Annotated in this window: 29 protein-coding genes; 23 read left to right on the top strand and 6 right to left on the bottom strand. The window is 45.7% G+C overall.

Translation table 11 applies throughout. The features are described from left to right. Window positions 1-12: 12 nt before the first annotated feature. Together rdgB and B5Z18_RS17600 are read right to left on the bottom strand one after the other, a co-directional pair. Complete coding sequence (rdgB, locus tag B5Z18_RS17605) at window positions 13-597, bottom strand: RdgB/HAM1 family non-canonical purine NTP pyrophosphatase (RefSeq protein ID WP_079470785.1); 585 nt, start codon at window positions 595-597, stop codon at window positions 13-15. Window positions 598-618: 21 nt separating this feature from the next. Then, entirely contained in the window at window positions 619-1,116 is a 498-nt protein-coding gene (locus tag B5Z18_RS17600; protein WP_079470784.1) for a hypothetical protein, read from the bottom strand. Window positions 1,117-1,248: 132 nt separating this feature from the next. On the opposite strand from B5Z18_RS17600, the gene B5Z18_RS17595 reads away from it, so the two are divergent. The 3 genes from B5Z18_RS17595 (at window position 1,249) to rpsG (ending at window position 3,515) form a co-directional block, all read left to right on the top strand. Next, entirely contained in the window at window positions 1,249-2,349 is a 1,101-nt protein-coding gene (locus B5Z18_RS17595) for a branched-chain amino acid aminotransferase (RefSeq protein WP_235015950.1), read from the top strand. Between the two features lie 288 nt (window positions 2,350-2,637). Next, entirely contained in the window at window positions 2,638-3,018 is a 381-nt protein-coding gene (gene rpsL, locus B5Z18_RS17590) for a 30S ribosomal protein S12 (RefSeq protein WP_012789278.1), read from the top strand. 29 nt (window positions 3,019-3,047) lie between these two features. After that, a complete protein-coding gene (gene rpsG, locus B5Z18_RS17585) occupies window positions 3,048-3,515 on the top strand; it encodes a 30S ribosomal protein S7 (protein WP_079470783.1) in 468 nt (155 codons plus the stop codon). Window positions 3,516-3,695: 180 nt separating this feature from the next. Here rpsG and B5Z18_RS17580 read toward each other — a convergent pair whose 3' ends face one another. Genes B5Z18_RS17580 through B5Z18_RS17565 form a run of 4 tightly spaced genes read right to left on the bottom strand, consistent with a single transcriptional unit; the run spans window position 3,696 to window position 9,302 of the window. Further along, on the bottom strand, window positions 3,696-7,103 hold the full coding sequence (locus B5Z18_RS17580) for a collagen-like domain-containing protein (protein WP_159454339.1): 3,408 nt from the start codon (window positions 7,101-7,103) through the stop codon (window positions 3,696-3,698). Between the two features lie 32 nt (window positions 7,104-7,135). Then, on the bottom strand, window positions 7,136-7,558 hold the full coding sequence (locus B5Z18_RS17575) for a hypothetical protein (protein WP_079470782.1): 423 nt from the start codon (window positions 7,556-7,558) through the stop codon (window positions 7,136-7,138). A 22-nt stretch (window positions 7,559-7,580) separates the two neighbouring features. Continuing rightward, the gene (gene porV / locus B5Z18_RS17570) at window positions 7,581-8,762 is read right to left on the bottom strand and encodes a type IX secretion system outer membrane channel protein PorV (RefSeq protein WP_079470781.1); all 1,182 of its coding nucleotides are present in this window, start codon (window positions 8,760-8,762) and stop codon (window positions 7,581-7,583) included. A gap of 33 nt (window positions 8,763-8,795) precedes the next feature. Further along, a complete protein-coding gene (locus B5Z18_RS17565; protein ID WP_079470780.1) occupies window positions 8,796-9,302 on the bottom strand; it encodes a T9SS type A sorting domain-containing protein in 507 nt (168 codons plus the stop codon). A 473-nt stretch (window positions 9,303-9,775) separates the two neighbouring features. On the opposite strand from B5Z18_RS17565, the gene fusA reads away from it, so the two are divergent. The 20 genes from fusA to rpsH all read left to right on the top strand — a co-directional run bounded on the left by fusA (window position 9,776) and on the right by rpsH (window position 24,905). Then, window positions 9,776-11,920: an elongation factor G gene (gene fusA, locus B5Z18_RS17560; RefSeq protein WP_079470779.1), complete on the top strand. Its 2,145-nt coding sequence runs from the start codon at window positions 9,776-9,778 to the stop codon at window positions 11,918-11,920. Between the two features lie 357 nt (window positions 11,921-12,277). Then, entirely contained in the window at window positions 12,278-13,003 is a 726-nt protein-coding gene (locus tag B5Z18_RS17555; protein WP_159454338.1) for a glycosyltransferase, read from the top strand. Between the two features lie 6 nt (window positions 13,004-13,009). Next, entirely contained in the window at window positions 13,010-13,786 is a 777-nt protein-coding gene (locus B5Z18_RS17550) for a polysaccharide deacetylase family protein (protein WP_079470777.1), read from the top strand. 386 nt (window positions 13,787-14,172) lie between these two features. After that, complete coding sequence (locus B5Z18_RS17545) at window positions 14,173-14,787, top strand: outer membrane beta-barrel protein (protein WP_079470776.1); 615 nt, start codon at window positions 14,173-14,175, stop codon at window positions 14,785-14,787. A gap of 2,008 nt (window positions 14,788-16,795) precedes the next feature. After that, on the top strand, window positions 16,796-17,101 hold the full coding sequence (gene rpsJ, locus B5Z18_RS17540) for a 30S ribosomal protein S10 (protein ID WP_012789286.1): 306 nt from the start codon (window positions 16,796-16,798) through the stop codon (window positions 17,099-17,101). A 193-nt stretch (window positions 17,102-17,294) separates the two neighbouring features. Further along, window positions 17,295-17,912: a 50S ribosomal protein L3 gene (gene rplC / locus B5Z18_RS17535; RefSeq protein ID WP_079470775.1), complete on the top strand. Its 618-nt coding sequence runs from the start codon at window positions 17,295-17,297 to the stop codon at window positions 17,910-17,912. 1 nt (window position 17,913) lies between these two features. After that, the gene (rplD, locus tag B5Z18_RS17530) at window positions 17,914-18,558 is read left to right on the top strand and encodes a 50S ribosomal protein L4 (RefSeq protein ID WP_079470774.1); all 645 of its coding nucleotides are present in this window, start codon (window positions 17,914-17,916) and stop codon (window positions 18,556-18,558) included. 63 nt (window positions 18,559-18,621) lie between these two features. Further along, entirely contained in the window at window positions 18,622-18,921 is a 300-nt protein-coding gene (gene rplW / locus B5Z18_RS17525; RefSeq protein WP_079470773.1) for a 50S ribosomal protein L23, read from the top strand. An 88-nt stretch (window positions 18,922-19,009) separates the two neighbouring features. Further along, complete coding sequence (rplB, locus tag B5Z18_RS17520; protein WP_079470772.1) at window positions 19,010-19,843, top strand: 50S ribosomal protein L2; 834 nt, start codon at window positions 19,010-19,012, stop codon at window positions 19,841-19,843. A gap of 68 nt (window positions 19,844-19,911) precedes the next feature. Continuing rightward, a complete protein-coding gene (gene rpsS, locus B5Z18_RS17515) occupies window positions 19,912-20,178 on the top strand; it encodes a 30S ribosomal protein S19 (RefSeq protein ID WP_079470771.1) in 267 nt (88 codons plus the stop codon). Window positions 20,179-20,274: 96 nt separating this feature from the next. Next, window positions 20,275-20,622 (top strand): 50S ribosomal protein L22, encoded by a 348-nt coding sequence (gene rplV / locus B5Z18_RS17510; RefSeq protein WP_079470770.1) that lies wholly within the window; start codon window positions 20,275-20,277, stop codon window positions 20,620-20,622. Window positions 20,623-20,686: 64 nt separating this feature from the next. Beyond that, window positions 20,687-21,478, top strand: coding sequence for a 30S ribosomal protein S3 (rpsC, locus tag B5Z18_RS17505; protein ID WP_079470769.1), 792 nt, complete (start codon window positions 20,687-20,689; stop codon window positions 21,476-21,478). 55 nt (window positions 21,479-21,533) lie between these two features. Continuing rightward, window positions 21,534-21,953: a 50S ribosomal protein L16 gene (gene rplP / locus B5Z18_RS17500; RefSeq protein ID WP_079470768.1), complete on the top strand. Its 420-nt coding sequence runs from the start codon at window positions 21,534-21,536 to the stop codon at window positions 21,951-21,953. Between the two features lie 69 nt (window positions 21,954-22,022). Beyond that, the gene (gene rpmC, locus B5Z18_RS17495) at window positions 22,023-22,223 is read left to right on the top strand and encodes a 50S ribosomal protein L29 (protein ID WP_079470767.1); all 201 of its coding nucleotides are present in this window, start codon (window positions 22,023-22,025) and stop codon (window positions 22,221-22,223) included. A gap of 91 nt (window positions 22,224-22,314) precedes the next feature. Further along, the gene (rpsQ, locus tag B5Z18_RS17490; protein WP_079470766.1) at window positions 22,315-22,575 is read left to right on the top strand and encodes a 30S ribosomal protein S17; all 261 of its coding nucleotides are present in this window, start codon (window positions 22,315-22,317) and stop codon (window positions 22,573-22,575) included. A 75-nt stretch (window positions 22,576-22,650) separates the two neighbouring features. Then, window positions 22,651-23,019: a 50S ribosomal protein L14 gene (gene rplN, locus B5Z18_RS17485; RefSeq protein WP_079470765.1), complete on the top strand. Its 369-nt coding sequence runs from the start codon at window positions 22,651-22,653 to the stop codon at window positions 23,017-23,019. Between the two features lie 169 nt (window positions 23,020-23,188). Further along, window positions 23,189-23,527: a 50S ribosomal protein L24 gene (gene rplX / locus B5Z18_RS17480; protein WP_079470764.1), complete on the top strand. Its 339-nt coding sequence runs from the start codon at window positions 23,189-23,191 to the stop codon at window positions 23,525-23,527. Further along, a complete protein-coding gene (gene rplE / locus B5Z18_RS17475) occupies window positions 23,527-24,102 on the top strand; it encodes a 50S ribosomal protein L5 (RefSeq protein ID WP_079470763.1) in 576 nt (191 codons plus the stop codon). The genes rplX and rplE overlap by 1 nt, the downstream gene beginning before the upstream one ends. Window positions 24,103-24,122: 20 nt before the next feature. Then, window positions 24,123-24,392, top strand: a complete 270-nt coding sequence (gene rpsN / locus B5Z18_RS17470) for a 30S ribosomal protein S14 (protein ID WP_079470762.1) — start codon at window positions 24,123-24,125, stop codon at window positions 24,390-24,392. Window positions 24,393-24,506: 114 nt separating this feature from the next. Beyond that, entirely contained in the window at window positions 24,507-24,905 is a 399-nt protein-coding gene (gene rpsH, locus B5Z18_RS17465) for a 30S ribosomal protein S8 (protein WP_079470761.1), read from the top strand. The last annotated feature ends 49 nt before the right edge of the window (window positions 24,906-24,954 follow it).

The raw sequence follows: 24,954 nt of genomic DNA, 5'->3' as shown, positions 1-24,954 counted from the left end.
TTTAGGGAGATGCTAAACGTTTGCTGTTTGTTTCAGGAAAGCCACAAATTTCTCAAAGGCCCGTGCCCGGTGACTGTACCTGTTTTTTTCCGTGAGATCCATTTCTGCAAAGGCGCGCGTTTCGCCTTCCGGAACAAAGATCGGATCGTAGCCAAATCCCTTTTCTCCTTTAACGGATGTTGTAATATGGCCTTTGCTCACTCCTTCAAACTGGTGTTCCTTGCCATCCAGTATCAGGGAAATAACAGTGCGGAACTGCGCACTGCGGTTGTTCTGGCCTTCCAGCTCCTGTAATACTTTGGCGATGTTGTCGGCGGCTTCTTTCTGCTCCCCGGCGTAGCGGGCAGATAAAACACCCGGCGCGCCGTTGAGGGCTGCTATTTCCAGGCCGGTATCTTCGGCAAAACAGTTTTCCCCGGTCATCCGGTGAATGGTGGCCGACTTTTCGGTGGCATTGGCTTCCAGCGTATCGTGTGGCTCCGGGATGTCTATATCAATGCCGGCTTCCAGCAGGGTAACGATCTCAAACTGGTTACCGAGTAACGACCGGAACTCTTTTACTTTGTTTGGGTTATTGGTAGCGAATATCAATTTCATATGATTGCAAAAGAAGTTTATTTAAATGCCTAATAATTGTTTTAACCCGGCCCATAGCCTGGCTTTCAGTACTTTATCGCTGCCTATCAGGGATAGCTCATCGGAAAACAATAACGTGGTACCGTTTACAGTTACCAGCTGATACAATGGAATATCATTTAACCCAAGTTGTTCCGGTGCAATCCCAAATACAACGCTCCGTTCTATCTTCACGGCAGCCTGCCAGGCGGGAAACGCGAGGGAAGGGTAGTGGATTACGTTAATAAGCGATACATCCTGCATCCCCAGTTTACAGGCATTTAATATATTAGTGAGGAGGTTGAATAATTCTTCGTTTAAGTACGCTTCGTTTTCGTTTTGTATGAAGAGCGCAATGTTTTTTTGATTTTCTCCTAAATATTTGACTTTGGGCGCCACTTTTTCTACGGCTTCAGCCGGCATGCTTTTCCCGGGAATGATTGGCTGGGTAAAGATTTTAGCCAGAAAGTACGGATCAAGTTGGGTTTGCTCAAGCGACATATTTATTATCGTTTAGTTTAATGTGAAAACCCCCTCTGGGGAAAAATCAGTTTATTTGCACTGCCGGTCCTGATAGGGTTCCGGTGGCACAGCGATTAAAATGTAAAAATATTGAGATAAAATCGATTAACCATGATGGTAGATAAATCAACAGTTAAGGAAGAGGCACTTCAGAAGATCAAAGTCACCAAAACTACGCGAAGCAGGCTGAGTGAGGTTGATTTCAACAACCTGGCATTTGGTAAAATGTATGCCGACCATATGCTGGTGGCCGATTTCGATGGAAAAGAATGGAAAAATGCGGAGATACTGCCTTTCCAGAACCTGTCTGTAAGTCCTTCAAATGCAGCCTGGCACTACGGGCAGGCCATTTTTGAAGGAATTAAAGCTTATAAAGATCCGGAAGGTCACCCCATGATCTTCAGGCCATATGATAACTATAAACGCTTTAACACCTCTGCCGAAAGAATGGGGATGCCCCAGGTACCGGAGTGGTTGTTTATAGGCGGATTGGATTTACTGATAGACCTGGACCGCAACTGGGTACCCACCGGTGAGGGCTGTTCCCTCTACCTGCGTCCTTTTATGATTGCGGCAGATGAATTTATTGGTGTCCGCCCTTCTGATACCTATAAGTTTGCCATCATCAACTCACCTTCCGGCGCTTATTTTAATAAACCCATCAAATTACTGGTGCAGGATAAATATGTACGCGCTTTCCCCGGTGGCGTTGGTTTCGCCAAGGCTGCGGGCAATTACGGCGGTACCATGTACCCCACCATGCAGGCAAAGAAACAGGGCTACGACCAGATCCTCTGGGTGGATGGCTACGAACATAAATACCTGCAGGAATGCGGTACCATGAACGTTTTCGTCATCATCGGCAATACGGCCATTACACCGGATCTCACCCAGGGCACCATCCTGGAAGGCGTAACCCGCGCCAGCGTAATGGATGTGCTGGCAGACATGGGACTTAAAGTGGAAGAAAGACCCATCTCCATCGATGAGGTGGTAACTGCCTATAATAATGGAACCCTCCGGGAAGTATTTGGTACCGGCACCGCCTCCAGTGTTGCCTACGTAGAACAGCTCGATTACCTGGATACCAAAATCAAACTGGATACGACCAAATATGAAGTAGGGGCGGAAGTAATCCAGCGCCTGGATGATATCCGTACCGGCCGCACCACCGATATCCGGCACTGGAATTACATAATAGACAAGAAATAAGCGTTTTATATATTATTATCGTCATGAGAATAGGGCCGATAAAAAGGCCCTATTTTTTTATGGTAGTTTCTAACGGATATCATACCTTTGCAATCCGGTTTTTGGTAATCCTGAGCTGCTACCAGAATAATAAGACCTTTCCCTGTTTACCCAGGAGATCATTCCGGCAAAAATATTTTCGAAACAATTTTGTTATTCACACATATAGTTTTACCTTTGCCGTCCCAAATTCCCTTTGTGGGGAATTTGGATGTCATTGTAAACCGACATAAAAAAACTAGGTAAAGAATGCCTACTATACAACAATTAGTAAGAAAAGGAAGAGAAATTATCCGGGCTAAGTCTAAGTCCAGGGCATTAGATAGCTGCCCTCAGCGTCGTGGCGTTTGTACTCGTGTATACACTACCACGCCTAAGAAACCGAACTCCGCTCTGCGTAAAGTAGCGAAAGTGCGTTTAACCAACAAAGTTGAGGTGATTGCCTATATCCCTGGTGAAGGTCACAACTTGCAGGAGCACTCTATCGTACTGATCCGTGGTGGAAGGGTAAAAGATTTACCAGGTGTTCGTTACCACATCGTTCGCGGTTCCCTGGATACTGCAGGTGTGAAAGACAGAAAGCAGAGCCGTTCCAAATATGGTACTAAAAAGGAAAAGGCTAAAAAATAATAATTATAAATAGTCGTAATTTTCAATAAATGAGAAAGCAAGCTGCAAAGAAATTGCCTCTGGCTCCGGATCCTCGGTTCAATGACAAGCTGGTAACCCGCTTTGTTAACAACGTAATGGAACAAGGAAAAAAGAGCATTGCCTATAAAATTTTCTACGATGCTGTGGATAAGGTAAGCACGATGACCGGTGAAAACGGTTACGAGGTTTGGAGAAAAGCATTAGCTAACGTAACTCCGGGTGTAGAAGTTAGAAGCCGCCGTATCGGTGGTGCTACCTTCCAGATTCCTGCGGAAGTTCGTCCGGACAGAAAGATATCCCTGAGCATCAAATGGTTGGTACGCTTCGCCGGCGAAAGAAACGGTAAAAGCATGGCTGATAAGCTCGCAAACGAAATCGTAGCAGCAAGCAAAGGTGAAGGCGCAGCATTCAAGAAGAAAGAAGATACTCACCGTATGGCAGAAGCGAACAAAGCTTTCTCTCACTTCAGAATCTAGTTATAGCCCTCACAGGCAACTCAATATATTTGGCAAACAGTTCCTTTTGGAGCTGTTTGCCTTTTTGTGCTGATACCCGGAGACGGACACGCGCGTTAAGTATTACAGCATTAACCCGGGATACCGGCATAAAAAAGGCGGACATCCGGAGATGCCCGCCTTTCGTTATTTCAGACTCACTTATTTTACACTCACCAGCACATTGATCTTGCCTTCTGCACCGCTGAATTCCTGCAGCGCCTTGCCAAGTACCTGACCTGGCTTTACTTTATCAATATCCGCCTTCATCGCATAACCGGCCCTGCTGGAAGTGACCAGCAGATCTCCGCGACGGATAGCGCCATTCTCATTACAAACTTTGGTAGGTATTACGCCTATCACACCCATCGGTACTTCTTCATCTAAATTCGCATCAATGTCCTTTTCAGTTAACAACAAACCTGGTTTAGTAGCAAATACCCCCGCTACCAGGGTAGAATAGGGCTCAGATGATTTTTCCACCATCCGGTCTGTATGGGTGGAAATCACCAGTACATCCCCGGCTTCGTAACCCATACGCGCTCCGGCTACTGCAAATGATTCCGCCACATCGGCGCCACTGGCCTGGGTACCACCGTTAAAGAATCCCCTTCCTGCTTTATTAATACGGGCCACATTGACGCTGGCACTCTGGAATACCGCAATACTGCCGGATGGTCCCTGATGGTTAATAAGCAGGGTGTTGCCGGTACCTGTGGTAGTAACGTGCACCACCGGCTGCCCGTTGGCATTATTAAAGTTGGCAAACCTGCCGGCTTTACCTGTTCCGAAGTTGGGTATAAAGCCGGAAATGGCATTCCCGCCTCCATCGCAGGAAGCTTCAACACCATCGCCGTTGCCACCGGCATTGGCAGTTATGCCATTGCCACTACCTTCTGTAAGCGCTAGTACGGCAGGACCGCTACCTGCCGGATTGGAAGAATAAAATAACCCACCGTATCCTCCTGTACCAGACGACTGACCGAAAATCCCTGCTGTTCCGAAATTGGCAAACATGGAATTCACTTCTCCTTTTACAGCGGGGGAAGTACCTGTTGTCCTGTCTACATTGAAGCTACCGGCAATACCGTTACCCACTGTTTTAACCGTAATAACCTCATTGTCATTATTGTCATTAAAGATTTCAAACCTGCCTGCCCTGCCTGTGGCAAAAGTAGGCACCCAGGCATACAGGGCATTACCTGCTCCGTCTATATTGGTTTCTACCCCGTTGCCATCTTTGCCGGCATTGGCGGTAATGGCATTGCCATTACCATCTGTCAACGCGATCAGCGACGCGCCATTACCAGCCGGGTTAGAAGCGTAGAACAAACCGGCACGTCCGCCGGTGCCGGAGGAAACGCCAAATACTCCGGCTGCGCCGAAGTTGCCAAAAATGGTATTTACCTCAGCCCTTACAGCAGCGCCCACACTATTGGTGTTGTCTAACAGGAAGGAAGAAGCATTACCCTGTGTATTATCCGGTATATTACCATTACCATTGGATGCCACTTCCAAAGTATTCCCGGTGGTATTGGTGGCATTGAAATTCTCAAAACGTCCGGCTCTTCCGGTACTGTTGTTTAAACCTACCTGGCCCAATACGCCTACTGCGGTACCTGTGGTGTTGGTCGCAATAAAACCGCGTACACCATAACCACCGCCATCATTCCGGCCAACTACGGCCCCCGCAATGTCGCTGGTGGTTCTTCCAACAACAGCCTCACCATTTCCGTTATTATCTCCTACAACACCAGCTGAGGTTTGCGCACTGGTAATACCGTGAACCGCAAAACCGGCGCCTGTGCTGCTTTGTACCCCGGCTCCGTTGCCGCTTGTAGTCACATTCACCACCGTACCATTTCCTACCGAGTTGGCATTTAAAGCGCTATTGTTATTGGCATTATTGAAAATGGAGATGCTCGCCGGAATACCGTTATTACTGGTGGCAGTTAACCCGGTGCCTGTATTACTATTGGCATATACGCCGATACCGTTAGCGCTGCTATTGCCATACACGCCAAGTCCATTAGGAGTTACGCCGTACACGCCCCAGCCTGAACCGGCCTGGGAACCCCATACACCTATGCCCAAACCACCGGTTCCATTATTGATACCTCTTACCGCGCTGGAAAACCCACCAGGAGAAGTGGAGTTAACAATACCCCTCACTGCAGCAATACTACTGGTGGTAGTATTGTTGATTCCTTCCAGGGAAGTGCCGTCGCCATCATTGGTAATGCTGAAAAGTGTAGCCGCATTATTTTCCGTCGCTACAAATGGAAGGGTTAAACCACCTCCGGGAGGGGCGCCTGCTACCCATTGTGCACCATCAAATTTGAGAATTTGTCCTGCCACAGGCGCTACATTGCTCACCGCCTTGCCCTGCAGGGCCTGTACAACCGGGTTGGGATAGGTGCCTGAAAGATCTCCTCCGGCAGGGCCGTTGGGAGGGAGGGTGGTAGGAATAACGCCTGCAGCAATTTTTGCCAGTGTTACCTTTCCATTCCCGATAAGTGGGTTAGGATAGGTACCGGTCAGATCACCGCCTGCGGCTATGCCGTTAATATCGCCGGCAGGACCCTGTGGACCCACCGGACCGGCAGGGCCCATCGGGCCAACTGGTCCGGCTACACCGGGTACGCCTTGAATACCTTGTGGACCTGCAACACCCGGATCACCTTGCGGGCCGGCTGGTCCTACCGCCCCTGCCGGACCAATGGGTCCAACCGGGCCAGCCACACCGGGATCACCTTTGGCTCCCTGCGGACCTACCGCTCCAGCGGGTCCAATGGGTCCAACCGGGCCAGCCACACCGGGATCACCTTTGGCTCCCTGCGGACCTACCGCTCCTGCTGGTCCAATTGGACCAACCGGACCAGCTACGCCGGGATCGCCTTTTGCTCCCTGCGGACCTACCGCTCCAGCGGGTCCAACGGGACCAACCGGACCAGCTACACCGGGATCACCTTTGGCTCCCTGTGGACCTGCCGGTCCAACGGGACCAACCGGACCAGCTACACCGGGATCGCCTTTGGCTCCCTGCGGACCTACCGCTCCTGCGGGACCTATCGGTCCAATGGGACCAACAGGTCCTGCTACGCCGGGATCACCCTTCGCGCCTTGCGGACCGGTAGCACCCGCAGGTCCGGCCGGACCGGGAGTGCCATTGGCTGCAAACAGCGCGTACGGCACACTCATTAACTGGGAAGTACCCAGCTCACTGAAGTTGCCGCCGTTTATTGATATTTCAACTTTTAAATACTGATTGGCATTCGCCCAGGGAACACCGCTGTACGTGCCTGTTAAGGGAGTTCCTTTACCGATCTGTAAAGTGAATAATCCCACGGTATTGGTGGAAGTACTATGTGTTTCCTGGTATTGTACAGGTCCTGCTGCAGAACCTCCCAAAATAGAAAAACGCACCGTTAAGGCCTGGTTGCTGAGTACTGTCCCATTTGTATTGCGGGCTACCGCCTGGTAGTTGGTTCCGGTTAATCCGCTTTGAGCCCATACAATATGAAATGATACCGTCAACAGGAGAAAGGTCAGGTAGCATATCTTTTTCATAATAGTCATTTTTGTGATAGTTTACGATGCGCTTAATTTTTTTTAGGTGATGTTCCGCCGTCCTGGCTGGGTATAGGTACAACTGCTTTACTGGCCTGGTTACCCGGTGCTGCAACTGCAGCGCTATCAGAAGGGAGAGGTTTGGTTTTGGAAGCACGGAGTTTGGGTGCAGCATTAGGGCGTTGTGGCTGGTAGTTGGTAAAAAGACGGGATTTAGTGTCTTTTGAAACTACCGCCCGATCTGCCGGCGGCAAAGTGGATCTTTGGTTCAGATCAGCAAGATCTTTCTTAAAAGTAGGGAAAAGCTGGTCCCTTACTTTTCCGGTATTACCGCCGGTGTTTTCCGGCTTTACGGATTCCTGTGCAAAAACACCGGGCATGAATCCGGCAAACAAAAGAAATGCAAGTATGAGCAGTGATTTCATATTATTGGGTGTTATAGATTCGCTTTTCATGTTGGATATTTTAGTAGATGATTTATGGTTGCTGAATTGCTTCGTCCCGCGTGCCGCCTATGTTATAGACCAGCGAGAATTTCAGGGTTCTTTTCTGTATTAAACTTTCCCCGGTAGGAAGCTGATAGGCGATATCCAGCGCAAGATTTGATACGCGTACGCCCAGTCCTGCGGAAAAATGTTGCCGGTAGCCCTTATTCGGATGCTCGTAGAAATACCCGGCGCGTACAAAAAATGCCTGTCTGTAAGCGTATTCAATACCGGATCCGATAGTGAATTCCCGTAACTCTTCGTGGAAGCCGTCAGGCGCGTCGCCAAAGGAAGAGAACATCGCTTCCACTACGCCACGGTCAGGGTCTTTTCCTTTCAGGATCTGGCTTGTTTCCATGCCATTGGAATCCAGGGCATACAGCGGGGGAGTGGGTACCAGTAGTTTGTTGATGTCTACGGAAAGGGTAAATTCATGTTCATGTGTGTGCACAAACGTATAGCCGCCACCGATGCGAAGGTTCATCGGCAGAAAACTCTTCCTGTTGTTGTCATCTGAGTATTGCAGCTTCGTGCCGATGTTGGTAATGCTTACACCAAAGCAGTAGCGGTTGCCGAAATCCAGCTTGTCTACACTGTTCTGGTAGTAATAGGCAATGTCGCCTGCAACTGCCGATGCGGGTTTCTGCTGAATATTATTGTAGGAACCCTGTCCCAGCTGGCTGCGTATATACCGGATGCTGAGTGCCAGTGATGTATGGTTTCCCAGCTTCCTGGCATAAGCGCCATCTATCGCAAATTCTTTGGGGTTGTAGTCCTGCAGCACGGTTCCGTTATCATCCCGGAAAGTAACGGAGCCATAATTGAAGTACTTCATGGAAAGCCCTATGCCTTCTGTTCCGTTCCAAGTTTTGTAGCCGGATACATAAGCCATATTGGACTTATTGTTGTTCAGCTCCCACATCCAGGGGGAGTAGTTGGCGCTCACGCCCCAGTCGCCGGCAAACACTATTTTGGCGGCGTTTGAAAACAGGGAATTGGCATCCGGAGACAGGCCGATGGCGGCGTCCCCGGTACCGCTGCTCCTGGCATCGGGGTTTACCAGCAGAAAGCTGGCGCCGATATTCGGAGGTTTCTGGGTGGTTTTTTGTGCCAACAGCTGCATACTGGTTGTCAGTATACCTGCAAGAAGTATAATTGTATAACCGTATTTCATGATGTCATCTGGTTAAAGGGTGATTGTGTAGTGTTATTGCACAATGAGTTTCTCAAAGAATACATTCCCGCTTACATTCAGCATAACGGTGTAAATACCTGCGGCAAAATGGTTCACAGGTAATACCAGTGTGCTTTTACCCGGACCCATTTCCAGGAACTGATGATGTATTACCTGGCCTGCGGGGTTGATCAGTTCGAGCGTTACACTCACTTTCGACAGCAGGTCAAATACAATTCTGGTATTGGTAATAGCAGGATTGGGGAACAGTATGTAGCTCTTTACCGGGTTTACGCCGGGTGTCAGCTTTGTAAAATCTTCGGGTTGCTGGAATCCCTGTGTGAGCAACACCCTGCCATCTGTGATAGGTAAAATAATGGGTTCTCCCACGGTATACTGGAACTGGATGTTCTGGATTACGGCGGAACCACCTGTACTGGCAACTACCTGTCGTTTAAGCGCTACCTGGCCGGAGGATGAAATGCAGGCACACACCAGCAGCAACAGTGCATGTGTGCATCTGAGTACAATTGTTCTCATATTATGTATGGTTATAAGTAAATAAGTGTTCGGGAACCGCTACAGCGCCGGGACAGGGAGGGGTACAATAGTAAATAAGGTATCAGCCTGTTATACAAGCGCGTTGAGTAATTTTTACTTCATATTGTTTTTCAATTTAGGGGAAAACCGATCTTTCAATTCTTACTTTTGGGCTGTTTTATTTAGCATTCTCCTTCAGGGTATATCCGGTTTTTATAACTTACTGCGAATATGACAGAATTATGGCATCCGGAAAACGTTGATTTCTTTTTTGGTGGGATTTGATAAACAAGTGGTCGCTACCGTCTAAAAACTGGTTTTCGCGGAACTATTTATCGTTATTAAATTTAATGTGAATAACGACTGCGCTTGTTAAAAAGAAATAACAATTTGGAAAAGAAGGTCATTTTATTTATTGTCAAAAATAAGTTACCTTTGCCCCCCAAATTGCATTATTTAGTCACTTTAATATTATGGCAGACTTAAAATTTCAAAGGAACTTTGGTATTGCGGCGCACATCGATGCGGGTAAAACCACTACCACAGAACGTATCCTGTATTATACAGGTAAATCCCACAAAATTGGAGAAGTGCACGAGGGTGCTGCTACAATGGACTGGATGGCACAGGAGCAGGAAAGAGGTATTACCATCACATCTGCGGCAACCACTTGTTTCTGGAATTTTCCAACCTTACAAGGTAAAGCCTTACCTGATACCAAACAATATAAATTCAATATCATCGATACCCCGGGCCACGTGGACTTTACCGTAGAGGTAGAGCGTTCCCTCCGTGTACTGGATGGTCTGGTGGCATTGTTCTGCGCTGTATCCGGTGTTGAACCTCAGTCTGAAACCGTTTGGCGCCAGGCTAACCGCTACCGCGTACCCCGTATCGGTTTCGTTAATAAAATGGACCGTTCCGGCGCAGACTTCCTGAACGTGGTTAAACAGGTTAAAGAAATGCTGGGCGCTAACCCTGTACCTTTAACTTTGCCAATCGGAGCTGAAGACACCTTCAAAGGTGTGGTAGATCTGATTACCATGAAAGGTATTATCTGGGACGAAGAAGGTAAAGGTGCTACCTACCAGGAAATTCCTATTCCGGAAGATATGCAGGCTGAAGCTGAAGAGTGGAGAGCTAAACTCGTAGAAGCAGTTGCTGAATACGATGACACCCTGATGGAGAAATTCTTCGAAGATCCGAATTCAATTTCTGAAGACGAAATCCACGAAGCTATCCGTAAGGCTACTATCGATATCGCTATCATCCCGATGATGTGCGGTTCCTCTTTCAAAAACAAAGGTGTGCAGAAGATGCTGGATGCGGTTTGCCGTTACCTGCCTTCCCCACTGGATGTTGAAGCAGTAAAAGGTACCAATCCTGACACTGGTGAAGAAGTTGAACGTAAACCAGATGCAAAAGCTCCGCTGTCTGCACTGGCATTCAAAATCGCAACCGATCCTTTCGTAGGTCGTCTGGCGTTCTTCCGGGTTTATTCCGGTCACCTGGATGCGGGTTCTTATGTACTCAATACCCGTACCGGCAGAAACGAACGTATCAGCCGTATCATGCAGATGCACGCTAACAAGCAGAACCCGATCGATTTCATCGAAGCTGGTGATATCGGTGCTGCTGTTGGTTTTAAAGATATCAAAACCGGTGATACCCTGTGCGACGAAAAAGCACCGATTATCCTGGAATCAATGACCTTCCCTGAACCGGTTATCCACATCGCCATCGAGCCTAAAACTCAGGCAGACGTTGATAAAATGGGTCTGGCTATCTCTAAACTGGTAGAAGAAGATCCTACCCTGAGAGCTAAAACTGACGAAGAAACCGGTCAGACTATTCTCTCCGGTATGGGTGAGCTTCACCTCGAAATCATCGTTGACCGTATGCGTCGCGAATTCAAGGTAGAAGTTAACCAGGGTGCGCCGCAAGTTGCTTACAAAGAAGCACTGACTACCAAAGTTGAACACCGTGAGGTATTCAAGAAACAAACCGGTGGTCGTGGTAAGTTTGCGGATATCCAGATCGAAATCGGACCTGCAGATGCAGAATGGCTGAAAGAAAATGAAGGTAAAGCCTTCCAGTTCGTAAATGATATCTTTGGTGGTGCTATCCCTAAGGAATTCATCCCTGCAGTACAGAAAGGTTTCGAACAGTCCCTCAACCAGGGTGTGCTCGCAAACTTCCCGCTGGTGAACCTGAGAGTTCGTCTGTTCGACGGTTCTTACCACCAGGTGGATTCTGATGCGATGTCATTTGAATTGTGCGCCAAACAAGCTTTCCGTGAAGCTGCCCGCAAAGCTAAACCAGTATTGCTGGAGCCAATCATGAAAGTGGAAGTACTTACTCCGGACCAATACATGGGTGATGTTACAGGTGACCTGAACCGTCGTCGTGGTATGCTGGAAGGTATGGACTCCAAAAACGGTGTTCAGGTAATCAAAGCAAAAGTTCCGCTGAGCGAAATGTTCGGTTACGTAACCCAGCTGCGTTCCCTGTCTTCCGGCCGCGCAAGCTCTATCATGGAATTCTCCCACTACGCTCCGGCTCCGAACAACGTAGCTGAAGAAGTGGTAGCTAAAGTGAAAGGCAAAGTAAACGCTTAATCATAGCTTCTTAATTATACCGGAAAGGTTGTTCTGCCAAAGCGGAACAACCTTTCCGCTTTTTATGGCACTAACTGACATGAACATGCTATTGCCATGAAAAGAATATTCGATATTTTACAATAGCAATAACCTACAACTGCAATTTACTTTTTGCTAACTGCCAGGGGTCCTGTTTTACAGGACCTTTTTTTATTATTTACCTCCCGTGATAGGGGGAGGATTCCCTTTCCACGTCATAGGTATAAGTAGCACATAAAACCATCTCAACCGGTATTATTTACTGATAGCCTTTGAATTATGTCATTAGAGTTATTACAAGCACCTCCTACAACTGTGGTACATACAACGGGAGAAATGGTTACATTAACTCCCGGTCTGGATTTGATTCTGCCCTGCTGGAACCCATCCGGGCCCTGGGTGGAATCACTTATCAGGCATTACCACGAAATAACAGCCCTTATGGGGACGGCGCCCGTTCAGCTTATCCTGGTCAACGATGGCTCCGTGAAGAACTTTACCCGTCAGCATATCAGCTGGCTGGAGGCAGCTATTCCGGATATCATTATCATCAGCTATTCCCGTAACCGTGGTAAAGGATATGCGGTGAGAGAAGGAGTAAAGCGCTCCCAACATGCTTTCCAGGTGTATACCGACCTGGATTTCCCCTTTGGCGTATCAGCTGTTAAAGAAACATACGACCGTCTCCTGCAGGGCCTGGATGTGGTAGCAGGGGAAAGGGGCGAAGCCTATCTTCGTGAGTTACCCCGCAAACGCCGTGTGATTACCCGCATCAGCCGCCTGTTGAACCGGGTGGTGCTGGACCTTAAAGTAGAAGACGCACAGGCCGGTTTAAAAGGCTTTAATGCCTATGGAAAGAATATCCTGCTCAATACCCGCATCGATGGCTTCCTGTACGACAGCGAGTTTTTATACCATGCAGGCAAACGTCCCCATCTCAAAATTGGTGCAGTCGCAGTATCTTGCCGCCCGGGCATTCAGTTTTCATCTTTCAGGGTAAAACTTTTAATGAAGGAAATGCTGAATTATTGCAGGATCATTTTCAGCTCATCCGCTGCTTAAATTTTTATGGAACAGAGAAACAGGATACTGATCAGTGTAGACGTGGAAGAATTTGATATCCCCGAAGAATTCGGCCAGCAGGTAACCCTGCAGGAAAAACTGGAAGTTTCCAGGAGTGGGTTGCGGGCTACGCTGGCTTTATTTGATAAGTATAACGTACGCGCCACTTTTTTCGTTACCGCTTACTGGGCGCAACACTATCCGGAGTTGATCAGGCAAATGGCGGCAAAGCATGAAATAGCTTCTCATGCTTATTATCATAGCTCCTTTACAGAGGCCGATCTGGAAGGTTCCCGCCTGGCCCTGCAGGAAATCAGCGGCCAGCCGGTACAGGGATTCCGTATGCCGCGTCTCCGTAAAGTAAATATGCAGGCGCTGAAAGCCGCCGGCTACCTGTACGACGCCTCTGTGAACCCCACATGGCTGCCGGGAAGATATAACAACCGGCACCTGCCAAGAACCGTGTTCAAAGAACAGGACACCTGGATCATACCTTCTTCTGTGTCGCCCTTTCTCAGGTATCCCCTGTTCTGGCTGAGCGTAAAAAACATGCCCCTGTGGATAACCCGCCACTTCAGTAAAAGGATCCTGAAGAAGGACTCCTATCTCTCTTTTTACTTCCATCCCTGGGAGTTGAGTGATATCAACGCATATGCATTACCCGGTTATATTAAACGTGTGTCGGGGAAGAGAATGCAGCAGAAAATGGATGGATTCCTTAGTTTCTTACAACAACAGGGAATTTTCTGCACACATGCCGATCTGCTGGAAGGCCGGTCCTGACTGGTTGCAGCTGATGATCTCTCTTTTCTTTTCCGATGATTCCTGTTTTTATGCAACAACATTTAAGTTCTAAATGTTATAGTAATAATAAATAAGGATAAGTATTCATGTTGAAAGAATGTATGAAGGGATCCGATATTGTTTTTTTTAGATTTTTTTAGAAAGATGAATACTTATTAGATTCATTTTCAGTAGTTTTGTGCTATAATAGTATTGTTAACTGTGATGTTGTTTGTTTTGACGATGTAAGACTACTTCCCCATTATCCCCTGCCTTTTTATTTTCTTACGGCTGATATCAACAGCTATAGTTGCAAACGGAAAGCGTTTGCCCGCTAATTTCTTATTCATTCAACAGGTAAAATTGTTAAAACTAAAAATCAGACTATGAAAAGAATTCGTCTCTTGACCCTTGCACTTGCGGCTGTATTGTTTGGTTCTGCTGCTAACGCCCAAATTCAGAAAGGAAATATTATGGTAGGCGCCGATCTGACCAATATTAATGTTACTTTTCAAAAGGAGAGTACCGCTTTTAATTTTAATCTTTCACCAAAGATAGGTTGGTTTATCAAGGACGGTCTGGCTATTGGTGGTTATGTTGATTTTGGCGCAAATACCACAAAAAATAAGACAACTGATACAAGGGCTTCCAATACTAACTATGGTGTTGGCGCTTTTGCCCGTTATTTTGTGGAAGATAAAAATGTCAGGAAACTGGAATTTTCCAAGAGAACGCGGTTCTTCGTGGAGGCAAATGCCGGATTTGCCGGTACAAACCCTGCGAGCGGTGCTTCTACCAATGGTTTTAATGTTGGTATAGGCCCGGGTATTTCCTATTTTATCACTCCCAATATTGGTTTGGAAGGATTGTTTAAGTATGACCTTACTGTAGGTGGAGGTAATTCAACCACTGCTAACCGGCTTAGTCTGGGTATAGGTTTTCAGATTTACCTGCCTTCAGCAAAGGCTAAACAGATTTACAAGGAAGAAACAGGAAAATAATTTATTATATAATACAAACTCATCAGCAACGGCGGCAATAATCATTGCCGCCGTTGCTGTTATAAGGAATCCTATCATTTTATTTATGGGCGCTGAATGAAATGAACAGCGGACACAGAAATGAATTAATTGAACGGAGGATTTTATACCGGAACTATTTACTTTAGTAACTGTCTGTGAAGGTGCAGACAGGGGGATGCTGAAAACCCGGAACAGAGTAGGCATTTACATCCATAAATACTCCAGATATGGTAAACTCTATTCTCCTGGCAGTGCTTAAATTCCTGAGCACCGTTGCTGGCGCACTGTAATTTTTTCACCCTTGTTGTACAAGGATACTAATGGGAATTGCCGAAACCATCAGTAAGTAAGAGTAGACCCCAAATGAAAACAACACCTTATGATCCCTGATGCTTTGAACACATTCCTGACGGGATTTCTGGCGCTGCTGGAGTCTGCAATTAGCGGCATTTAACCTGTATTGTTAGTTTAACACTAACCCCGGCTGAGGTTCGTAAAACATGAAAGTACCTGCATTTTTGAGGTGCTGATAATGAAAGTAGAACACCTGCTGCCGGTAATTCCCTGATCATGCTTCAATATTGAGCTGATTAAACAACTTCTGAATGAAAAAGCCCTGGTATTATTTACCGGGGCTTTTTCATTTAATATAAACGGGCCATGATGGCTTATTGAACAGTATTATATCAGGATGCCGAACTGAATAAAATGAACGAACGGATTTCTGTGAATAGCCGTTAATTTCGGCGGACACTTAAAAAATAAGTGTACCTGGGATTGCCGAAAACCAAATAAAAAGAGTAGGTGTCACCCGTAGTAAAAACTATCTTATGGATTTACTGACTCAACTGCTGGCAACGTTGGTTGCACTGCTGAAATCTCTGCTGGGTGGCCTGTAATCAGGACTCCTTTCGGTAAGGGATTATTCCGTCTTTAATGATACTATTTCCCTTACGCACATCATCCGGGAGGCTGTTCAATATCAGAACAGCCTCTTTTTTTATTGCCGGTATCCGCCTGATTCAGCTATGGTGGCTGAATGAACAGGTTAAACTCATTCGATTGGAATGAATAAAATGAACGACCGGATATTGAATGATAGCTTTTAATTTAGACGTGTTAACTGAATAACAACTGGGCATCGCCGAAAACCAGGTAATAGAGTAGGCAATATCTTATAAAAACCTTTTTCCATGGATTTACTGAATCAACTGCTGGCATTAATCTTAGGATTAGTTAAGTCATTATTAGGTGGTTTACCACTCTAAGGATTGTTGGATCGTTTGACCAACAGATCATCAAACCACTTTAATTATTCGGAAAGGGGTTGTTCCAGGTAAGCGGGAACAACCCTTTCTCTTTGTCCCTTCTTAATACTTCTCCCATACTTCTCAGATACTTCTCCCATACTTACCGGGTACTTAGGACTCGTGTATGTGTTGTACTCCCCATATAGTTCCTATACATTCCCTATACAGTCTGCATACTCTTCCCATACACTCCCTATACTGTTCCCATACACTCCCCATACACTCATGATACACTTCCCATACACTCCCCATACACTCAGGTGCTTTTAACATACTCTGCCATTACGCTTTTTTACCCGCTTTCAGGAGAAAATACAGCAGTCCGGGATCTTCCTGGTTTCCGCTTCTGTTCAGAGGGGGATTCGCTTATTTTTCTATCTCCCGGAAAAAAAATTGTAAAGAAATTCTCCTTTTTTTGGTTTTGAAATATGTTTTCCTATATTTGTCAAAACGAGCATGTGAAGTTACCTTAAGGCTTAACGTACACACAATGAATGATTTCTGAAGCCTTAATCACCGGATAATATCATTTTTACCGCACTTCTTTCGCCGCCGGAGCCAGCCCCTTGCCCGGTTTCTTTTATTTTTTCCTGAGAATTATTTGCCAAATAGAAAAAACGGGTTACCTTTGCCCTCCCAAATTGTATTGGGAAAAAACAAGAAGAAGTTCATTGCATATGTCTCAGAGAATAAGAATCAAGCTGAAGTCCTACGATCATAACCTGGTAGACAAGTCTGCTGAGAAGATCGTTAAAACCGTGCGTAACACGGGTGCCGTGGTAACAGGTCCAATTCCTTTACCTACCGAGAAGAAAATATTTACAGTATTACGTTCTCCGCACGTAAATAAGAAAGCGCGCGAGCAGTTCCAACTGTGTACACACAAACGTTTACTGGATATTTACACGTCTTCTTCCAGAACTGTAGACGCGCTGAGCAAGCTCGATCTGCCTTCCGGAGTAGAAGTTGAAATTAAAGCATAGGACAACAGCAAGGCGGGCGAAAGGCCGGCCTTTTATTGATTTATGGTTATCTTGTTGGTTACCAGCAAGATAACAATTTTAACAAGCAAACATAGGTCGCGCCTTCTGGGCGGCCGCCCAATAAATGTATTTAAACCGCCCATCCTGGGGATAGCACGAAATCCCCCAGGCGCTGGGTAAAATCATATAAAAAATGAAAGGTATTATTGGCAAAAAGATTGGTATGACCAGTATCTTCGAGTCTAATGGTAAGCAAACTGCTGTTACCATTATCGAAGCGGGTCCCAACGTTGTAACTCAGGTAAAAACCCTGGAGTCAGATGGTTACAATGCAATTCAGGTTTCTTTCGGTGAGAAGAAAGAAAAACACACCACTAAAGCAGAAAGCAGTCACTTCGCGAAAGCAAGCACCTCTCCCAAACGTTTTGTAAAAGAACTCCGCAACCCGGACGTACAGAAAGCCCTCGGTGAATCTATCACCTGCGAAATCTTCGCAGAAGGTGAAACAATTGACGTTGTAGGCACTTCCAAAGGTAAAGGTTTCCAGGGTGTTGTAAAACGCCACGGATTCAGTGGTGTGGGTGAAGCTACCCACGGTCAGCACGATAGAAGCAGGGCTCCTGGTTCTGTTGGTGGATCCTCTTATCCTTCCCGCGTATTCAAGGGTATGCGTATGGCCGGCCAAACAGGTAACGAAAGAGTGAAAGTGAAAGGTCTGAAGATCGTGAAAATATTCCCTGAAAAGAATTATATCCTGGTAAGTGGTTCCGTTCCCGGCCACATTGGTTCAATCGTTTTAATCCAGAAGTAACATGCAAATCGATATTTTAAATATAGAAGGTAAGAAAACCGGAAGGACTATTGAACTTCCTGAGGAGATCTTTGGTGTTGAGCCTAACAACCACGTAATCTACCTGGCTGTTAAACAATACCTCGCTGCTCAGCGTCAGGGTACCCACAAGGTAAAAACCAGAGCTGAAGTACAAGGTGCTTCCCGTAAACTGCACAAACAAAAAGGTACCGGTGGCGCCCGTAAAGGTAACATCCGTAACCCATTGTATAAAGGTGGTGGTACCATCTTCGGACCAAAGCCACACGGTTGGGGTTTCAAACTGAACAGAAAAGTAAAAGATCTCGCAAAGATCTCTGCCCTGTCAGTAAAAGCTAAAGAAAACAGCATCATCATTGTTGAAGATCTGCAGCTCGAAACACCAAAAACCAAACAATTCGTTGGTTTCCTGAAGAATCTGAACATCAATGTTGAAGGCAGAAAGACTATGTTCATCACGCCTGAATACAATGACAATGTTTACCTGTCTTTAAGAAACATTCCTACTGTAGACGGTACTGTACTGAGCGACGTAAACACTTACGACATCATGAACAGCAACTATATCGTGTTCACTGAAAGCGCTGCAAAGATCTTCACTGAAGAGCCTGCAGAAGCGGAAGCATAGGATGTCAAAACCAATTAAATAACAGCTCGCGGCCAACGCCAACAGCTTAATGCTATAAAGAAGATGAAACTTTCTGACGTTTTAATCAAACCGGTGGTATCCGAAAAGGTTAACAAAGCAACCGAAAAATTCAACCGCTACTACTTCATTGTTGACAAAAAAGCCAACAAACTGGAGATCAAGAAAGCAGTGGAAGAGTTTTACGGTGTAACCGTAGCAGAAGTAAATACTGCTGTAATGCCAGGTAAAGCTAAATTCCGCTTTACTAAAGCCGGTTTCATCGCAGGTAAAAAACCGTCTTACAAAAAGGCGATCATTACCGTTGCAAGTGGTGAAACTATAGATCTGTATGCTAACATGTAGTGCCGTTCCGGCCTGAACAGCCGGGATGTGGATGTATATACAGATCACTATTTATATTTAATAACAACATTTAACTTTTTAGGAAGTAATGGCACTGAAGAAGTTCAAACCAATGACGGCCGGTACCCGCTGGAAAATAGGCAACGCTTACGCTGAGCTGACATCGGATACCCCTGAGAAAAGCCTGCTGGAGCCCATCAAAAGGACCGGCGGTAGAAATGCGCAAGGTAGAATGTCTATGCGCTACATAGGTGGTGGTCACAAGAAACAATACCGTGTAATTGATTTCAAACGTGATAAAGAGAATGTACCTGCTACAGTTAAAACGATCGAATATGATCCTAACCGTAGCGCATTCATCGCACTGGTAAACTATGCTGACGGTGAAAAACGTTACATCATTGCTCCACAGGGCTTACAGGTTGGTGGTACCGTTATAAGCGGCTCCGACGTAGCTCCTGAAGTAGGTAACGCTTTGCCACTGAAAAACATGCCGCTGGGTACTGTTGTGCACAACATCGAGCTGCAGCCTGGTAAAGGTGGTGCTATCGCAAGAAGCGCCGGCGCTTACGCACAGCTGTCCAACAAGGAAGAAAAATATGCCGTACTGAAAATGCCTTCCGGCGAGCTCCGCAAAGTATTAAATACTTGTAAAGCAACCGTAGGTACTGTTTCTAACTCCGACCACGCACTGCAATCCATCGGTAAAGCAGGTGCTAACCGTTGGAGAGGTATCCGCCCCCGCAACCGTGGTGTGGCTATGAACCCTGTGGATCACCCGATGGGTGGTGGTGAAGGTAAATCTTCCGGAGGCCATCCAAGATCAAGAACTGGTAAATATGCGAAAGGTCTGAAAACCAGAAAACCGCATAAGAGTTCTGATAAGCTGATCATTAGCAGAAAAAACGGTAAAAAATTATAGTATTTCTGAATCAGGGCTCCGGTAGCAATACCGGATCCCGGGTTTGAAAAATCATAAATCAGTAAGACATGGCTCGTTCCATAAAAAAAGGTCCTTACGTAGACCTGAAATTAGAAACAAAAGTTGAAAAGATGAATACCGGTACCAAGCGTTCTGTTATCAAGACCTGGAGCCGTCGTTCTACTATCACGCCTGATTTCGTTGGTCACACTTTCGCTGTTCATAATGGCAACAAATTTATTCCTGTTTATGTAACGGAATTTATGGTTGGTCATAAACTGGGCGAATTTGCACCTACACGTAACTTCAGAGGACACGTAAACAAGAAAATGTAAATTATAGTCTGAGGTTTGAGGTTTGAAGTATTCGTTTCAAACCGGAACATCAAACACCAGACATCAGACATTAAATAATAAAAGAAATTAATAACAATGGAAGCAGTAGCTAAGCTGAATAATAATCCTACATCTCCCCGCAAAATGCGTTTGCTCGCGGACTTAATCCGTGGTCTGGATGTGGAAAAGGCTTTGAATATTTTGAAATTCCATCCGAAACACCCAAGCGTGCCTTTAGAGAAGTTGCTGATATCCGCTATCGCCAACTGGAAAGTGAAGAACGAAGGTGCAAGGGTAGAAGATGCTAACCTGATCGTAAAAACCGTTTTTGTTGATGGCGGCCGTACTCTGAAAAGAATGCGCCCGGCTCCACAGGGAAGGGGTTACCGTATCCGCAAGAGAAGTAACCACGTAACGATTGTAGTGGACGGTAAAGCACAGTAATTCAGTGCAAACCGGAAACAAAATAGAAACAAAACTATTAAACTAATAGACAAATAACCAGAACATGGGTCAGAAAACAAATCCTATTGGTAACAGGTTAGGTATCATCAGAGGATGGGACTCTAATTGGTATGGCAGCAAAAAAGACTTTGCTGTTAAACTGATCGAAGATAACAAGATCAGAACTTATCTGAATGCCCGTATCAACAAAGGTGGCATCTCAAGAGTTGTGATCGAAAGAACTTTAGGTAAGTTAATCATCACTGTTCATACTTCTAAGCCTGGTATCATCATTGGTAAAGGCGGTAACGAAGTTGATCGCATCAAGGAAGAGCTGAAGAAGCTGACAGGCAAGGAAGATGTACAGATCAACATCCTGGAGATCCGTCGTCCGGAAATGGATGCTAACATCGTTGCTGAAACAATCGCAAAACAGATTGAAAGCCGTATCAACTACAAACGTGCTATCAAAATGGCGATTGCTACCGCTCTGAGAATGGGCGCTGAAGGTATCAAGGTTAAAATCAGCGGCCGTTTAGGTGGTGCTGAAATTGCCCGCTCCGAAGAAATGAAACAAGGTCGCGTGCCTTTACATACTTTCCGTATGGACATCGATTACGCTTCCCTGTTCGCATTAACCGTTTATGGTAAAATCGGTATCAAAGTATGGATCTGTAAAGGTGAAGTACTGGGTAAACGCGATCTGAACCCGAACGTTTTAACCGGTAAGGAAGGCGATAACCGTGGCACTGGTCATGGCGGCGAAAGAAGAGAACATCACGGTGAACGCAGAGACAACCGCGGTGGTGGCGAAAGAAGAGGCGGTGGAGAACACCGTGGCGGTGGCCGCAGATAGTATCTGGCGGTTAAGCAGACATTAACAATTACTATTAACATTAACAACATAGACGATGTTACAGCCAAAAAGAACGAAACACAGGAAGATGCACAAAGGCCGCATCAAAGGGAACGCTAAAAGAGGCGCTACCCTCTCCTTTGGTACTTTCGGTCTTAAAGCATTAGAACCTAAGTGGATCACCGACAGGCAGATCGAAGCTGCACGTGTTGCGCTGACAAGGCACATGAAACGTGAAGGTAACGTATGGATCCGCATATTCCCTGACAAACCTATCACTGCTAAGCCTTTGGAAGTGAGGATGGGTAAAGGTAAAGGTGCTCCTGACCATTGGGCAGCAGTTGTAAAGCCAGGTAGAATTTTATTTGAAGCTGATGGCGTTTCCTTACAGGTAGCAAAAGAAGCAATGGAACTCGCAGCCCAGAAACTGCCCATTAAAGTAAAATTTGTAACCAGCCGCGACTACGTAGCTTAATTACAGGTACACAATAACTAAAAATCCGGTAACACTGCCCCGGCAGCTAACCGAATCAAACTCAATACAATGGCAAAAGAAAAGCTGGAACTGAAAGGCCTGAGCGAACAAGATCTGAAAGAGAAAATCTCTGCAGAAGAACTCCGCTTGAAAAAAATGACCTTTGGTCACGCAATTACGCCAATCGAAAATCCAATGAGCATCCGCGCCGTAAGACGCGATATCGCTCGGATGAATACCGAACTGCGTAAAAGACAACTGGGCTTCTAAATCTTCAGTCCCGGTACCCCCGGGGCTGCTGACATAGCAATAGTATAACACAATTTATGACCTCCTCACGGAGGGTTAAATACTTTCAACAATGACGACCGAAAGAAAATTAAGAAAAACCAGGATTGGTGTGGTTGCCAGCAACAAAATGGATAAAACCATTACCGTTAAGGTGGAGCGTAAGGTAAAGCACCCGATCTATGGTAAATTCGTGAAAAAAACTACCAAGTTCATGGCGCATGACGACAAGAACGAGTGCAGCATCGGCGATACCGTGAAAATCGCGGAAACACGCCCTCTGAGCAAGAACAAGTGCTGGAGACTGGTAGAAGTAATCGCTAAAGTAAAATAATTATTTATTTGTTTCAAGCTGCTGCCGGCAACCCCGGTGCCAGCCGCTGACTAAACAATATCAAATCTCATTTCGATGATACAACAAGAATCAAGACTGAGTGTAGCTGATAACAGCGGTGCCAAAGAAGTATTGTGCATCCGCGTATTAGGTAACTCCGGTCAGGACTACGCTGGCGTAGGCGATAAAATTGTAGTAACCGTTAAGGACGCAATGCCAGGTGGCGGTGTGAAGAAAGGTATGGTGACCAAAGCTGTAATCGTAAGAACTAAGAACAAATTACGTCGTAAAGACGGTTCTTATATCCGTTTCGATGATAACGCGGTTGTACTGCTCAATAACTCAGACGAACCTCGCGGTACCCGTATTTTCGGTCCGGTTGCACGTGAGCTGAGAGACAAGGGTTATATGAAAATTATCTCCCTCGCTCCTGAGGTATTATAAAGATATAGCGGTACAGGGATTTTGGAATTTTTATGATTTTTATCAAAAAAAGCCAAAATCCCGAAATCCGAAAATATTTCTTATCTTTGCAGCCCGTTTGCAAAACGAGAAAAAACATTAATCAAGCGAAACTATTGTTTCGCTTGGCGTTTATAAATAAATCAAAGTAATGAAAACTAGATTTAAGCCTAAATTTAACATTAAGAAAGGCGACCTGGTTGCGGTAATTGCCGGTGATGACAAGGACAGAACCAAAGCGCGTAAAGTGCTGGAAGTGAATCCTGATAAAGCCCGCATTCTTGTAGAAGGCGTTAACATTATTACCAAGCACACGAAGCCAACTGCCCAGAATACCAAAGGTGGTATTGTTAAGCAGGAAGCTCCTATCGCCATCTCTAATGTAATGCTGTGGGATGCTAAAACTGGTAAACCAACCAGGGTTAACAGGCAGAGAGAAAACGGTAAATTAATTCGTATCGCTAAAAAATCAGGGGAGGAAATTAAATAATGTCAAACACAAAATATACTCCGAGACTGCAGACCAAATACCACGAGGAAGTTAAATCTGCACTGATGAAGAAATTCAACTACAAAAGTGTAATGCAGGTACCTCGCCTGGTAAAAATTTGCCTGAACCAGGGTATCAATGGTGCAGTAGGTGATAAGAAACTGGTAGACATCGCAGTAGACGAAATGACCCGCATCGCCGGTCAGAAAGCTATCGCTACCATGTCTAAAAAGGATATCTCCAACTTCAAACTCAGAAAGAACATGCCTATCGGTGCACGTGTAACTTTACGCAGCACTAATATGTACGACTTCCTGGATCGTTTGATCGCTGTATCCCTCCCACGTGTACGTGACTTCAAAGGTGTGAACGAAAAAGCTTTTGACGGTCGTGGTAACTACACTATGGGTATCACCGAACAAATCATCTTCCCTGAAATCGATATCGATAAAGTAACGAAAATGTCCGGTATGGATATCACCTTCGTTACCACTGCAAACACCAACGAAGAAGCTTACGAGCTCCTGAAAGAAATGGGTATGCCGTTCAAGGGTATGAAAAAAGATAATCAGTAAATCGAAACGATAATATAATTATGGCAAAAGAATCCGTAAAAGCCAGACAAAGGAAAAGAGAAGCTATGGTAGCTAAGTTCGCAGAAAAACGCGCTGCCCTGAAAGCTGCCGGTGACTACGCTGCACTGGATCAACTTCCAAAAAACGCTTCCCCTGTTCGTCTGCACAACAGATGCCAGCTGACCGGTCGTCCTAAAGGATACATGCGTCACTTCGGCCTCTGCAGGAACATGTTCCGTGACCTGGCTCTCGCAGGTAAAATCCCTGGCGTTAGAAAAGCCAGCTGGTAATTCAAGGTATTTATCTTCCGGTTTACCGGAGGTGTAAATCCGAAAAAGTTATTTGATTCCCATCTTATTACGATTGGATATCGCATTGTAAACATTTATCAAACTATTACAACAATGGTTACTGATCCAATAGCAGACTTCCTGACACGTATCCGGAACGCGCAAATGGCCACCCACAGGATTGTGGAAATTCCGGCTTCCAAGCTGAAAAAACGCATTACAGAAATTCTGTACGATAAAGGTTATATCCTTAAGTACAAATTTGAAGAAGATACTAAACAAGGCGTAATCAAAATCGCTTTGAAGTACGATCCGATCTCTAAAGAACCCGCTATCAAGGAATTACAACGCATCAGCCGCCCAGGTCTGCGTCAGTACGCTAAACCAGATGAGTTTAAGCGCGTGAAGAACGGTTTAGGCGTAGCGATTATCTCTACTTCCAAAGGTGTAATGACCGATAAGGAAGCAAAAGCTCAAAACGTAGGTGGCGAAGTAGTTTGCTTCATCTATTAATATATTGAATGACTGGTTGTTACCCAACCGGTCATTCACTTAAGTTATC

This window comes from Chitinophaga ginsengisegetis, assembly GCF_900168065.1.
GTDB classification, from domain to species: Bacteria; Bacteroidota; Bacteroidia; order Chitinophagales; family Chitinophagaceae; genus Chitinophaga; species Chitinophaga ginsengisegetis.
The sequence above is the reverse complement of the archived record's forward strand: the minus strand, read 5'-3'. Positions and strand labels throughout refer to the sequence as shown.